The organism is Prauserella sp. PE36 (genome assembly GCF_003311655.1).
Taxonomy (GTDB): Bacteria; Actinomycetota; Actinomycetes; order Mycobacteriales; family Pseudonocardiaceae; genus Prauserella_A; species Prauserella_A endophytica.
On the sequence record NZ_QEQT01000055.1, the window covers coordinates 1 to 13,431 of the forward strand.

General features: G+C 70.7%; 12 protein-coding genes. All 12 read right to left on the reverse strand.

Annotation, left to right across the window (positions count from 1 at the left end; genetic code table 11):
• Positions 1–532: 532 nt before the first annotated feature.
• Positions 533–1,192, reverse strand: coding sequence for a response regulator transcription factor (locus DI005_RS13030; RefSeq protein WP_112272488.1), 660 nt, complete (start codon positions 1,190–1,192; stop codon positions 533–535).
• Positions 1,189–2,745, reverse strand: a complete 1,557-nt coding sequence (locus DI005_RS13035) for an ATP-binding protein (RefSeq protein ID WP_233520119.1) — start codon at positions 2,743–2,745, stop codon at positions 1,189–1,191. Before DI005_RS13035 ends, DI005_RS13030 begins: the two co-directional genes overlap by 4 nt.
• Complete coding sequence (locus tag DI005_RS13040; RefSeq protein ID WP_113642257.1) at positions 2,690–2,986, reverse strand: hypothetical protein; 297 nt, start codon at positions 2,984–2,986, stop codon at positions 2,690–2,692. The genes DI005_RS13035 and DI005_RS13040 overlap by 56 nt, the downstream gene beginning before the upstream one ends.
• 84 nt (positions 2,987–3,070) lie before the next feature.
• Entirely contained in the window at positions 3,071–6,241 is a 3,171-nt protein-coding gene (gene ileS, locus DI005_RS13045; RefSeq protein ID WP_113642258.1) for an isoleucine--tRNA ligase, read from the reverse strand.
• Between the two features lie 292 nt (positions 6,242–6,533).
• Positions 6,534–7,088 (reverse strand): hypothetical protein, encoded by a 555-nt coding sequence (locus tag DI005_RS13050; protein ID WP_113642259.1) that lies wholly within the window; start codon positions 7,086–7,088, stop codon positions 6,534–6,536.
• A gap of 89 nt (positions 7,089–7,177) precedes the next feature.
• Positions 7,178–8,053: a DivIVA domain-containing protein gene (locus DI005_RS13055; RefSeq protein ID WP_112272497.1), complete on the reverse strand. Its 876-nt coding sequence runs from the start codon at positions 8,051–8,053 to the stop codon at positions 7,178–7,180.
• A gap of 49 nt (positions 8,054–8,102) precedes the next feature.
• Positions 8,103–8,387, reverse strand: a complete 285-nt coding sequence (locus DI005_RS13060) for a YggT family protein (protein WP_110340495.1) — start codon at positions 8,385–8,387, stop codon at positions 8,103–8,105.
• 31 nt (positions 8,388–8,418) lie between these two features.
• A complete protein-coding gene (locus DI005_RS13065; protein WP_112272499.1) occupies positions 8,419–9,039 on the reverse strand; it encodes a cell division protein SepF in 621 nt (206 codons plus the stop codon).
• A gap of 78 nt (positions 9,040–9,117) precedes the next feature.
• Entirely contained in the window at positions 9,118–9,846 is a 729-nt protein-coding gene (locus DI005_RS13070) for a YggS family pyridoxal phosphate-dependent enzyme (protein ID WP_113642260.1), read from the reverse strand.
• 2 nt (positions 9,847–9,848) lie between these two features.
• Entirely contained in the window at positions 9,849–10,547 is a 699-nt protein-coding gene (gene pgeF / locus DI005_RS13075) for a peptidoglycan editing factor PgeF (protein WP_113642291.1), read from the reverse strand.
• A 169-nt stretch (positions 10,548–10,716) separates the two neighbouring features.
• Positions 10,717–12,033 (reverse strand): cell division protein FtsZ, encoded by a 1,317-nt coding sequence (gene ftsZ, locus DI005_RS13080; RefSeq protein ID WP_112272503.1) that lies wholly within the window; start codon positions 12,031–12,033, stop codon positions 10,717–10,719.
• A gap of 391 nt (positions 12,034–12,424) precedes the next feature.
• On the reverse strand, positions 12,425–13,234 hold the full coding sequence (locus tag DI005_RS13085) for a cell division protein FtsQ/DivIB (RefSeq protein WP_112273192.1): 810 nt from the start codon (positions 13,232–13,234) through the stop codon (positions 12,425–12,427).
• Positions 13,235–13,431: the final 197 nt, after the last annotated feature.

Here is a 13,431-nt window from a genome sequence, read left to right on the forward strand (position 1 = left end):
TCCGGACCGCGAGTCCCCCACTCCCGACCGCGAGTCCCCCGCTCCGGACCGCGAGTTGCCCGCTCCGGACCGCGAGTCCGCCACTCCCGACCGCGAGTCCCCCACTCCCGACCGCGAGTCCCCCACTCCCGACCGCGAGTTGCCCGCTCCGGACCGCGAGTCCCCCGCTCCGGACCGCGAGTCCCGCACTCCCGACCGCGAGTTGCCCACTCGGGACGACGCAAGGCACCCCAGGTCGCCCGAACCCGAACGCAGTGAAGGCCACCTTCACTGCGTTGAACAGGCACAGCGGCGCGCAGCGCCTCCGCTTGGGTGGTGGGGGGAGGCGGGCGGGCGCAGGGAGGGTGATCTTCACTGCAGCCAGCGCGTCCCGGCAGACCCCGGCCCCCAACGGGGAACTCGCGGGCCCGAACGGGCAACTCGCGCGTCCGAACGGGGAACTCGCGCGCCCCAACGGGCAACTCGCGCGCCCCAACGGGCAACTCGCGCGCCCGAACGGGGAACTCGCGCGCCCGGGCGGGGAACTCGCGGTTCAGCCCAGGCGGTAGCCCATGCCGCGCACGGTCACGATGTGGTCCTGGCCGATCTTGCGGCGCAGGGTCCGCACGTAGACGTCCACGACGTTCGAGCCGGGATCGAAGTCGTACCCCCACACGTGCGAGAGGATCTGCTCGCGCGAGAGCACCTGCCCCGGATGCCGGAGGAACAGCTCCAGCAGAGAGAACTCCCGCGCCGTGAGGTCCACCACGCCGTGAGGGGTCTCCGCGCGGCGCGTACGGAGATCCAGCGACACCGGCCCGTTGCGAAGCACCGTCACCTCGGGCGTGCGATCGGCAGGCCGCAGCCGGAGACGTACCCGCGCGAGCAGCTCCTCGAACCGGAACGGCTTGGTCATGTAGTCGTCGGCGCCGCCCTCCAGGCCGGCGACCGTGTCGTTCACCGAGCCACGCGCCGTCAGGATGATCACCGGCGTGCTGACCCGCGCCTGCCGCATCGCCTGCAGCACCGCGAAACCGTCCCGCCTCGGCAGCCCGAGGTCGAGCACGACGAGGTCGTACCCGCCCGCCACGACATGGGCGAGCGCGGCGTCGCCGTCACCCACCACCGTGGTCACGAAACCGTTGGCTCGCAAGCCCTTCTCGACGAACGAGGCGATGCGCTGCTCGTCCTCGGCGATCAGGATCCGGCTCATCCGCGTGCTCCCCCCGCTGGTAGTTCGATCCCGAACGTCGCCCCCTGCCCCGGCTGCGACACGACCCTGGCCTGGCCGTGATGTGCCTCGGCGATGGCCTTGACGATCGCCAGGCCGAGCCCGGCCCCACTGCCGTCTCGCGCGCCGGTGGCACCGCGCACGAATCGGTCGAAGATCCGCGGAGCGTCCTCCTGCGACACACCGGGGCCGGTGTCGGTTACCCAGAACGACACCGATCCGTTGTGGACGGCCGAGCCGATCCGGATCACCGCGCCATCCTGCGTGTGCTGCACGGCATTCTGCGCCAGCTGCACCACCGCCTGCGTGACCCGCTGACCGTCGATCCAGACCTCACCCTCGCCGAGCGACTCCAGTATCCACGACCTCGGGGCGATGGCCCTGACCTTCGCGTCGATGTCGCTCGTCAGCTCCGGCACGGACGTCCACTCGGGACGCAGGAAGTCCGGCTGCTCCGCCTTCGCCAGCAGCAACAGGTCGTCGACGATGCGCGCCATCCGGTCGAGCTCGTCGGTGCACAGCCGCACGACCTCGGCTCGCTCGGCAGGATCGTCACCCATCACCTCCAGGTGCCCCCGGATGATCGTGATGGGGGTGCGCAGCTCGTGGCCCGCGTCGTCGAGGAACTGCCTGCGCGTGGCGAACGCGCTCTCCAGCCGGTCGAGCATCGCGTTGAACTGCTCGGCGAGCGCGGCGATGTCGTCGCGGCCGTGCACAGGGATCCGGTGGGTGAGGTCCTGCTCGGTCAGTTCCGCAGCCGCGCGGCGCACCGTGTTGACCGGGGCAAGGATCTGCCCGGCGACCACCCACGACACCCCGGCGGCCAGCACGAGCGCGACCGCGCTGATCGCCAGCAGCGTGCGCACGGTGTCGTTGGCGTCGGCCTTCGCGATGTCGACGACGTAGCCACTGACGAACCACGCCCGCGGCTGGCCCGAGCCGGACGGCGGCAGCACGTCGACCCGCAGCCAGCGCAGCTCGCCGCCCTCGGTCTGCACGGTTCCGGTCGCCTGCGGCGCGTTCACGATCTCCCGCAGCAGGGCGTCGTCGAACGCGACGTGGTCGAGCCCCTGGTCGCTCTGCCGCACGGTGTTGAGACCGTTGCCCTCGGCCACAACACCCAACAGCACCTCGGCCCGGTCCGGGTACTGGCCGGCGAGATGCCGTTCGAACAGCTGGTACGGGTCGGTCAGCTGCTGGTCCGTCGCCGGGTCCCGGCCCATCTGGGCGACCCGACGGAACTCCTCGACGTCCTGCTCGAGACCGCTGTTGACCCTGCGGTCGATGGCCCGGTACTCGAACTCGGCGACGAGCAGCACGACGGTGGCGAGCCCGGCGGTCATCACCAGCACGAGCCAGCCCATGATCTGCACCCTCGCCGGCACTCGCGTGCCGCGCGCCGACGCCGGTTTGCCCGCGATCGGCTGGTACACGGTCGGCCGGTCGCTCAGCGGAGCGCCCGGCTGCCGACCCGAGCCGTCAGCCATCGTCGCCGTCGTCGTCGCGGTCGTCGTCGCGGTCGTCGTCGTCATCATCGTCGTCGTCCACCGGCGGTGGGGGTGGCAGCTTCGTGTCGCTCGGTGTGCTCGTCGGCTCGCTGGACGACGGGGTCGGCGTGGCGGCCGAGGTTCCCGCCGGTGCGGACTCCCCGATACGCACGACCTGGGAGGTCTCCTTCGGCGGGCTCGGTTCCGACAGCAGCAGCGTGGCCAGCACGGCAGCGACGGGCAGGGCGAGCACCGCCACCAGCGCGACGATTCGCGGTGTTCGACTCATACCCTCACCCTCTCGCCCGGAGGCGAAAGCCCGATGAGCCGAAGATGAGGAAATCTTCATCGACGGCTCACCCGGCCATCGTCCCTAGCTTTTCGCGACGGCGACGCTGACCTTGTCGCCGTCACCCACCGAACCGGAGAATCCGGAGGGCACCGGGCCGTACTCGACCGCGGTGGCGAGGGTCTCGGCGGCGACGAACCGCTCGTGCGCCCTCGCGGCGGCGAGCACGTCCTCCGGCGCGTCGACGGTCAGCGTGATCCGGTCGGCCACGTCGAGCCCGGCGTCGCGGCGGGCCTGCTGCACCACGCGCACCAGGTCCCTGGCAACGCCCTCGGCCGCGAGGTCCGGCGTGACGTCGGTGTCGAGCAGGACGAGGCCGGAGCCTCCGGGCAGCTCGGCCGCCGCGCCGGAGTCCTTCGCGACGAGCCTGCGCTCGTACTCGCCGTCGACCAGCTCGATCCCGGCAGCCACCACGGCGCCCTCCGGTGTGGTGCTCCACTCCCCGGCCTTGACCGCCTTGATGACGCGCTGCACGTCCTTGCCGAGCCGTGGCCCCGCCGCCCGCGCGTTCACCGCGACCTCGAACCCGCCATGCGCGGCGACGTCGGTGGTCAGCTCAACCGACTTGACGTTCACCTCGTCGCGGATGATGTCGGCGAACGGCCGGAGCAGCTCGGAGTCCTCCGCCGCCACCAGCAGCTTCGCCAGCGGCAGCCGCACGCGGAGTTTGTTGGCCTTCCGCAGCGACAGCGCCGACGAGCACACCTGGCGCACCCGGTCCATGGCCGTGACGAGCGCGGCGTCGGCGGGCAGCTCGGACACGCTCGGCCAGTCCGTGAGGTGCACGGACCGGCCGCCGGTGAGCCCGCGCCACACCGCCTCGGTGGTCAGCGGCAGGAGCGGCGCCGCCGTCCGGCAGACCACCTCGAGCACGGTGTGCAGGGTGTCGATGGCGTCCTGCTCCCCGGCCCAGAACCGGTCGCGCGAGCGCCGCACGTACCAGTTCGTCAGCACCTCGAGGAAGTCCCGCAGGGTCGCGCACGCGCCCGCGACGTCGTAGTGGTCGAGCGCGTACTCGACGTCGGTGACGAGCTCGTGGGTCTTGGCCAGCACGTAGCGGTCGAGCACGTGCTGGGAATCGGTGCGGACCTTGCCCTCCACGCCCTCGGCGCCCGCGTACAGCGCGAGGAAGTAGTACGAGTTCCACAGCGGCAGCACGGCCTGGCGCACGGCGTCGCGGATGCCCTTGTCGGTGACGATCAGGTTCCCGCCGCGCAGGATCGGGCTGGCCATGAGGTACCAGCGCATCGCGTCGGAGCCGTCGCGATCGAACACCTCGGTGACGTCCGGGTAGTTGCGCAGCGACTTCGACATCTTCTGCCCGTCGGAGCCGAGCACGATGCCGTGCGAGACGCAGGTCCGGAACGACGGCCGGTCGAACAGCGCCGTCGCCAGCACGTGCAGCGTGTAGAACCAGCCGCGGGTCTGGCCGATGTACTCGACGATGAAGTCGCCAGGGTAGTGGTGCTCGAACCAGTCGGCGTTCTCGAACGGGTAGTGCACCTGGGCGTACGGCATCGAGCCCGAGTCGAACCACACGTCGAGCACGTCCGGCACGCGGCGCATCGTCGACTTCCCCGTCGGGTCGTCCGGGTTGGGCCTGGTCAGCTCGTCGATGTAGGGCCGGTGCAGGTCGGTCGGCCGCACCCCGAAGTCGCGCTCCAGCTCGTCGAGAGAGCCGTAGACGTCCACGCGAGGGTAGTTCGGGTCATCCGAGGTCCACACCGGGATCGGCGTGCCCCAGTACCGGTTGCGCGAGATGGACCAGTCGCGGGCGTTCTCCAGCCACTTGCCGAACTGGCCGTCCTTGACGTGCTCCGGGTACCACGTGATCTGCTGGTTCAGCTCGACCATGCGGTCCTTGAACTCGGTGACCGCCACGAACCACGACGACACCGCGCGGTAGATCAGCGGGTTGCGGCAGCGCCAGCAGTGCGGGTACGAGTGCTCGTAGGTCTCGTGCCGCAGCAGGATGGCGCCCTGCCGCGCCGCGGACCCCGTGCCGTTCTTGAGGTCGCGGATGATGTCGGCGTTGGCTTCGAAGACGTTCTGGCCCTCGTAGTCGGGCACCTGCGCGTCGAAGCGGCCCTTGGAGTCGACCGGCGTCACCGGGGTGATGCCCGCCGCGTCGGTGACGACCTTGTCCTCCTCACCGTAGGCCGGTGCGATGTGGACGATGCCCGTGCCGTCGTCGGTGGTCACGTAGTCGGCGGCGAGCACCCGGTGGGCGTTCTCGTGGCCGGCGAAGTACGGGAACGGTGGCGCGTAGCGGGTGCCGAGCAGGTCGGCCCCCTTGTACCTGGCGACCACCGACGGCTCCTCGCCGAGCTCCTTCGCGTAGGCGCCGGCGCGGGCCTCCGCGAGCACGAACCGCCTGCCCTCGGCGTCGGCGACCTGGACGTAGTCGACGTCGGGATGCACGGCGGTGGCCAGGTTGGACGGGACCGTCCACGGTGTGGTGGTCCAGATGAGCAGGTACGCGCCGTCGAGGTCGCTGTCGTTGCCCTCGACGCGGTAGCCGATGGTCACCGCGGGGTCCTGGCGGCTCTGGTAGACGTCGTCGTCCATCCGCAGCTCGTGGTTGGACAGCGGCGTCTCGTCGCGCCAGCAGTACGGCAGCACCCGGTAGCCCTCGTACACGAGGCCCTTGTCCCAGAGCTGCTTGAACGCCCAGATCACCGACTCCATGTAGGTGACGTCGAGCGTCTTGTAGTCGTGGTCGAAGTCCACCCACCGGGCCTGGCGGGTGACGTACTCCTGCCACTCCTTGGTGTAGCGCAGCACTGACTCGCGGCAGGCGCGGTTGAACTCCGCGATGCCCATCTCGTCGATCTGCGACTTGTCGGTGATGCCCAGCTGGCGCTCGGCCTCCAGCTCGGCGGGCAGCCCGTGGGTGTCCCAGCCGAAGCGGCGCTCGACGCGCTTGCCGCGCATGGTCTGGTAGCGGGGGACGATGTCCTTGACGTAGCCCGTCAGCAGGTGGCCGTAGTGCGGGAGGCCGTTGGCGAAGGGCGGGCCGTCGTAGAAGACGTACTCGTTGGCGCCGTCGGTGCCGGGCTCGCGGGCTTCCACGGTCGCCGCGAACGTGCGGTCCGACTCCCAGTAGGCCAGCACGTCCTTCTCCAGCACGGGGAACGACGGCTGGGAGGGGACCTGGTCGGCGGGCTGCCCGCCGACGGAAGCCTTGGGGTACATCCGGGGTGCTCCTCGCGGTTCGTCTGCTCTCGTACGGGCTCGGCGAGCCCACACGGGGACGACACGGCGCACTGGGCGCACGTTCCGCGGTACCACCCCGCTTGCCCGCGCCGCTGGGGCGAGGGCCTCTCGTTCGGCGGCTGTGACGGGCCGCGACCGTCCGGTTCTACTGAGGCGCGCACCGCGCCCGTTCTTCCGGAGGCTCCCCGGTGATGGCCGGATCGACGCCTGTGCCTACCAGATTAACGGGTCCCGGCAAACCCTTTGTGCTCGGCTCCTGGACCTCAGTAGCTCACTTGCGCGATTCGCGCTTCTCGCGGTGCTCTGCGGCGAGGGTCGCGTCCGGGGTGCACAGCGCGCACGGCGTGAAGCCGAGGTCGCGGGCCTCCTTGACGGGCAGCGGGATGGTGTCCTTGCTCTCCAGCCACGTGCACCCGCCGAGGTGGTAGCGCGGGTACTCGTCCACCACGAGCACCTCGGTCTCGAGCGCCGAGACCACGAGCAGGTCGGCCGCGTCGGTCTGCTCCTCGGCCGGCTCTCCGGCGACGGTCTTGAGTTCGCCGGTCGCGGGAAGCAACGCCGTCTGGCCCTCCTCGGTGGGCTCGTCCGTCGTCTCCCGCTCGGCGTCCTTCTCCCCCGGCTCGTCCCCTTCGGCATCCGGTTCGGCGTCGGCGGGGCTCTGCGCCCTTGCCGCCGCGCGCCTGCGCAGCCAGTCGACGACCAGCAGGAGTCCGGCGAGCACGGAGAGACCGATGGAGATCCAGGCCCACAGCGAGTTGGCGGTGATGAGCGCCGTGACCACCAGTCCGAGGGCGGCCAGCACCAGGATGAGGACGAAGTAGAGCACGGTGAATTACAGCACGGAGGAGACAGAAAAACGGTTCCGACCCTCCCACAAGGAGTGTCGGAACCGTTTCTGAGCGCTATGTGCGGGCGTCAGCCCGCTTCAGCACGGGGACCGAACGAGTAACCCTGCCCACTGCCGCCGCCCGCGCTGCCGCTGCCGGACTGACCGGAGCCGGACGAGGACGCCGAAGCAGGTGCGGCGGAGCCGCGGTCGTCGAGTTCGCGCAGCTGGGACTCGAGGAACCCGCGCAGGCGCGTGCGGTATTCGCGCTCGATGGTGCGCAGCTCCTCGATCTTCTTGTTCAGCGAGCTCTTCTCGGCGTTCAGGTTGTTCATCGTCTCGGTGTACTTGCGCTGCGCCTCGCGATCCAGGGTGGTCGCCTTGTCGCGCGCCTGGCGTTCGAGGGTCTCGGTCCTCGTCCGCGCGTCGTTCAGCATGGTCTCGGCACGGGTGCGTGCCTCGTTGACCATCGAGTCCGCCTTCGAGCGGGCGTCGGAGAGCAGCTGCTCGGACTTGGTCCGCGCCTCGGCCAGCATCCCGTCGGACTCGGTCTTGGCCTCGGCCGTCAGCCGGTCGGCCATCTCCTGCGCGAGCCCCAGGACCTTCGCGGCCTGCACGTTCGGCTCACCGCTGTCCCCCATGAAGCCGTGGGCCTGCGTCTGCTCCATCGACGACGGCGGGGGCACCGGCGCCAGCCTGCGGGACGGGGTCTCGTCGCGGGGCGGAGCCTGCGATGGGGCGCCGACACCTGCCTTCGCGGACTCCAGCTCGCTACGAGTCGATTCCAACTCGGCATCGAGCTGCTCGACCTGCTGCCGCAGCTCGTTATTGTCCTCGATCAACCGGGCAAGTTCGGTCTCCACCAGGTCGAGGAACGCATCAACCTCGTCCTCGTTGTAGCCCCGCTTGCCGATTGGAGGCTTGCTGAACGCGACGTTATGCACGTCAGCAGGGGTCAACGACATCTGATCACCTCACGCACTCCATGGCCTGCCGGACAACCCGGGTTCCCCGTTACCCGGGATACGCCAGTTGCATCAGTATGAACACAACCAACAGCAGCACCATAATCGATAAGTCCAGCCCCACGCCGCCGATCCGCACGATCGGAATAATCCGGCGGACGAGTCGAACCGGTGGGTCCGTCACTGTGTAGATGGTCTCGAGCGTGACCGCAACCCCGCCCGCGGGCCGCCAATCACGGGCGAACGCTCGAACCAGCTCCACCACGATCCGTGCCGTGAGCAGGAGCCAGAAGGCAAAGAGCAGCCAATAAAGGATCAACCGGACCGCATCCACGTCACCACTCTGCCACACCCCGGACGTCCGCCTAATGGCGGAGGAACAAGCCGCCCTCGGCGATGCGCCTGCGGTCCTCGGCGGTCACGTCGACATCCGGCGGTGAGAGCAAGAACACCTTGTTGGTGACCTTGTCCATGGACCCCCGGAGCGCGAACGCGAGCCCCGCCGCGAAGTCGACAAGTCGCTTCGCGTCGGCGTTCTCCATCTGGGTGAGATTGATGATCACGGGGGCGCCGTCGCGATACGCCTCGCCGATCTCGCGCGCCTCGTGGTAGCTCTTCGGGTGCAGCGTGGTGATCCGGCTCAGCGGGTCACGGCCGGCCGCCGACGACGCCGCCGCGCGCACCGGCTCGGGCGCCGGCCGCAGGCGAGCGACCGGGTCGGGCTGCCGGTCCACCGCGAGCGCTCCGTGTGTCGCGGGCTCACCCGGCGTGACCGGACGGCGAGTGCGCACCGGCTCGACCTCGTCGAACTCGTCCATCACGTGGTAGCGCGGCCTCGATCGCCGCGGCTGCGCTTCGCGGGGCTCGTCGTAGGCGTCGTAGTCGTCCTCGTCGGAGTAACCGCGCCGGTAGTCGTCGTCGAAGTCGTACTCGTCCTCGGCTGGGACCATCCCGAAGTAGGCCTTCAGCTTCTGCAGCGCGCTCATGCCCCTCCTTCGCCCTTCACGGCCGCCCCCACCCTGACGCTGAGTCACGCGCACGGACGCCGCTGTGGGTGAACCTCTCTATGGCGAGGCTAGACCGCGACCGCCGAGCAACGCAGTTCCGACACGCACACACGTTGACCCGTGCGCGATGGCTTGCTCCAGATCGCCGCTCATACCAGCGGAAATCTCGGTCGCCTCGGGATGATCACGACGAAGCGACCCGGCCGCCTCCGCGAGCCGCGCGAACGCGGGCGCCGGATCGGCACCCAGCGGAGCGACGGCCATAAGCCCCCGCAAGTGGAAAATGTCACTCTTCTCAGCGATCCGTTCCGCGAGGGCCGGTAACTCTCCGAGCGGGCAGCCGCCCCTGGCCGGATCGTCGTCGAGGCTCGCCTGCACCAGCACGTCGAGCGGGCGCTCGCGCCCGCCGGCGTCGAGCGCGGCGGCGACCGACTTGGCCAGCGCGTCGGCGAGCCGGGGCGAGTCGACCGTCTGCACCTCGGCAGCCCACCGGGCGACCGAGCGCGCCTTGTTGCGCTGGAGCCTGCCGACCATGTGCCAGCGGACCGCCGCGTCCGGGCGCAGCCGCGCGACCTCACCGGTCTTCGCCGCCGCCTCCTGGTCCCGGTTCTCGGCGAGGTCGGCCACGCCGAGGTCGGTCAGCAGCGCGGCGTCGTCGGCCGGGAACGTCTTGGTGACGGCCAGGAGGCGGACCTCGCTCTCGGAGCGGCCCGCGGCCTCGCACGCGGCGGCGATCCTGGCGCGGACTGCCGCGAGGTTCTCGGCGAGCTCGGCGCGGCGGTCCATGCTCAGGCCTCGATCCACGTGATGCCGGCCAGCCGGCCGGTCGGGGCCTGCCTGCGGTGGCTGAACAGCGTGTCGTCCTCGAAGGTGCATCGGGGGTCGACGCCGATCTTGCCCACACCCGCGTCGGCGAGCTGCCGCCACAACCCGGCGCGCAGGTCGAGGGCCGCGGTGCCCTTGCGGCTGCGACACCTGCTGCCCGGCAGGTGGGCCTCAACGTCGGCGGCCATCTCGAGCGGCACCTCGTAGCACTCGCCGCACACCGAGGGCCCGAGCAGTGCCTCGATGCGATGAGGCTGCGCGCCGAGCGAGCGCATGGCCTCCAGCGCCGCGGGCACCACGCCGACCCTGGCGCCGACGCGGCCGGCGTGGACGGCGGCGACGACCCCGGCCTCGGCGTCGCCGAGCAGCACGGGCACGCAGTCGGCGACGAGCACGACCAGCGCGACGCCCGGCCGCGCGGTCACGAGCGCGTCGGTGGCCTCGGCCGGCGCGCGCTCGGTGCCGTCGACGATCGTGGCGGTGCGGCCGTGGACCTGCTCCATCCAGGCGATGCGGTCCAGGCCCAGCTCGGAGGTGAGCCGCTCGCGGTTGGCGGCGACGGCGGCCGGGTCGTCGCCGACGTGGTCGCCGAGGTTGAACGAGTCGTACGGCGGCTTGGACGCACCGCCCGCCCTGGTCGTGACCACCCGCCGGATGCGCAACACGCCACCCTTTCCGTCAGTGCGAAGTCTTCCCGGAGAGCCTAATAAAAGCCCCCAAGGCCACGGTGATCAGCACAGCGACGCGCAGCGTCTCCGCTCGGGTGGTGGCGGGAGACGGGCGGGCGCGCTGAACGCACCAAAGGTGGCCTTGGGGGCAGTCGTCAGTGGGTCAGCGGCGCATGAAAGGCGGGACGTCGACGTCGTCGTCGGACGGGTCGTCGGTCACCGGGAAGGCGCGGCTGGGCAGGCTGCCCTGCGAGCGCTGTGCCGACGAGGTCGGCTGGTAGCCGCCGCGCGCGCCCGTGCCGGCCTGCGGGGGCAGCGACCCCGACTGGGAGCCGTGCCCGTTGCCCGCCGAGGGCGGCTGGGTGCGGGACACCGGCGGCGTCGGGTGCCCGTTGCCGCCGTTGCCCGCGGGCGGCGGGGTGCTTGGCGCGGACGCCTGCGCGGAACCACCGCCGCCGACCTGGCCTGCCTCGGCGGTCGCGGTGGAGCCGCGCGAGCCGAACGTGCCGGGGTCGAGCTTCTTGTGTGTGGGCGCGCCCGCGTCGAACCCGGCCGCGATCACGGTGACCCGCACCTCGTCGCCGAGCGAGTCGTCGATGATCGTGCCGAAGATGATGTTCGCTTCGGGGTGGGCGGACTCCTGCACCAGCGAGGCCGCCTCGTTGATCTCGAAGAGTCCCAGGTCGGAGCCACCCGCGATCGAGAGCAGCGCGCCGTGCGCACCGTCCATCGACGCCTCGAGCAGCGGCGAGTTGATCGCCTTCTCCGCGGCCTGCACGGCGCGACCCTCGCCACGCGCCGAGCCGATGCCCATCAGAGCGCTGCCCGCACCCGACATCACGCTCTTGACGTCGGCGAAGTCCAGGTTGATCAGTCCGGGCGTGGTGATCAGGTCCGTGATGCCCTGCACACCGGAGAGCAGCACCTCGTCGGCCGAGCGGAACGCGTCCATGAGCGAGACGCCGATGTCGCCGAGCTGCAGGAGCCGGTCGTTGGGGATCACGATCAGCGTGTCGCACTCGTTGCGCAGCGCCTGGATGCCCTCCTCGGCCTGGCGGCCGCGGCGCTTGCCCTCGAACGAGAACGGACGCGTGACGACACCGATCGTGAGCGCACCGAGCTTGCGCGCGATCTGCGCGACGACGGGCGCGCCACCGGTGCCGGTGCCACCGCCCTCGCCCGCGGTCACGAACACCATGTCGGCGCCCTTGAGGACCTCCTCGATCTCCTCGCGGTGGTCCTCCGCGGCCTTCTGCCCGACCTCGGGGGCGGCGCCGGCGCCGAGCCCGCGGGTCAGCTCCCGGCCGATGTCCAGCTTGACGTCGGCGTCGGACATCAGCAGCGCCTGCGCGTCGGTGTTCACCGCGATGAACTCGACACCCTTGAGGCCGACCTCGATCATCCGGTTCACGGCGTTCACGCCGCCGCCGCCGATACCGACGACCTTGATCACCGCGAGGTAATTGTGCGGGGGCGTCATCGGATTCGCCTTCCTGATCGTGGTGCTGTTCCTGCCTCCGCCGGAGGTCGACGACTTGGGTGGTGTGGTCCCCGAGAAACTCTCAACCTCTAGTCGAGGTTTAGAGTTATGTCAACTCCAACGTTGCTGTAGGACGGTAGGCATCGGGCAGGCTCGAATCCAGGAGCCACGCCGTGTGTCGCGGACGTCATTCGCCACAACGTGTTCCCGCGTTCGGCTCACGCCGTCAGGCTGGAGCAGGCGCAGCTCGTTGTCGCCGGGCCCCGATCGTCAACGGCGCATCGGTTCGCGCGGTGCGCCACAGCCCGGTAAGCACCACGTCGCCCATGGGTCCTCGTCGGTGGACTCGCCCTGGCCGGGCACAGGCTCAGCCGTCGTCACCGGCCAGGCCTCACGACACCGTCGGCAGCTCCGGACTCGAAACGTCGTAGATCTTGCCCTTGCGGGTCATGAGCGCGGCGAGCACCTTGCCCTTGCGGTCGGCCTGCTCGGCGTCGCCCCAGCGCACCACCTTGCCGTCGGCCAGCGTGAACTCCACGCTGCCCGGCGACTCCGCGCGCAGGACTGTGACGCGCTCCCGCAGCTGGCCGGGCAGCGAGGCGAGCACCTCGGTCACCGCGCGCGTCGCCGGGTCGCGAGGGCCCACCTCGGCGAGCTTCAGCTCGGGGAAACCCTTGGGCGGTTCGGGAATCTCCTTGTACACCACGCCACCGGTGTCCACGAGGAACAGCGCCTCACCCGTGTTGTAAAAGCCGATCGGGGTCCGCTCGGTCACCGCGATCTCGATCGTCGAGGGCCACGAGCGCGACACGTCGACCGTCGCCACGCCCGGCAGCGTCGCGACGCGCGCGGCGATGTCGTCGGTGTCCACGCGCAGCATCGCGCGCCGGTCAGGCACCTGCGCGACCTCCCGCACCTGCTCGGCCGGGATGCTCTCCGCGCCGACCACCTCCACCGAGCGCACGCCCAGCAGCGAGGTGAAGAACAGCACGTAGACCAGTCCCGCCACCGTGAGCACGCTCAGCAGCGCCACCCAGCGACGCCGCAGCGCCTTGCGCCGCGTCACTCCCGTGCCCGTGCGTGCCCTCGCCGACTCGGGCCTGCGGCCACGGCGGCTGCGCAGCTCCTCGGTGGTCCGCCGTCGCGACCGCGTCCGCCGCCGCTCCGGACGCTGACCCGCGCGCTGCCTCGTGGTGGTCATGGGCAGCGCCGCCTTTCGCCTGTCCCAGCAGCGGCGAAGCCGCATGGTGTGGCCGACAGCCGGCACCGCAGCGGGTTCTCAGCCGCCTCCTCGCGAGGACGGCGACCACATGGTGAATCGGCGTTCATGAGGAGGCGATCCCACAGCGAGGAGGAGGCTGAGGCCCCGCCGCCCGCGCCGCCACGCAAACCACTTCG

Bases quoted from the DNA above. Each gene is read 5' to 3' on its own strand.
- DI005_RS13030 (WP_112272488.1), bottom strand. From the start codon at position 1,192: ATGAGCCGGATCCTGATCGCCGAGGACGAGCAGCGCATCGCCTCGTTC.
- ftsZ (WP_112272503.1), bottom strand. From the start codon at position 12,033: ATGACGCCCCCGCACAATTACCTCGCGGTGATCAAGGTCGTCGGTATC.
- DI005_RS13085 (WP_112273192.1), bottom strand. From the start codon at position 13,234: ATGACCACCACGAGGCAGCGCGCGGGTCAGCGTCCGGAGCGGCGGCGG.
- DI005_RS13040 (WP_113642257.1), bottom strand. From the start codon at position 2,986: ATGAGTCGAACACCGCGAATCGTCGCGCTGGTGGCGGTGCTCGCCCTG.
- ileS (WP_113642258.1), bottom strand. From the start codon at position 6,241: ATGTACCCCAAGGCTTCCGTCGGCGGGCAGCCCGCCGACCAGGTCCCC.
- DI005_RS13055 (WP_112272497.1), bottom strand. From the start codon at position 8,053: ATGTCGTTGACCCCTGCTGACGTGCATAACGTCGCGTTCAGCAAGCCT.
- DI005_RS13065 (WP_112272499.1), bottom strand. From the start codon at position 9,039: ATGAGCGCGCTGCAGAAGCTGAAGGCCTACTTCGGGATGGTCCCAGCC.
- DI005_RS13035 (WP_233520119.1), bottom strand. From the start codon at position 2,745: ATGATGACGACGACGACCGCGACGACGACCGCGACGACGACGGCGACG.
- DI005_RS13070 (WP_113642260.1), bottom strand. From the start codon at position 9,846: ATGGACCGCCGCGCCGAGCTCGCCGAGAACCTCGCGGCAGTCCGCGCC.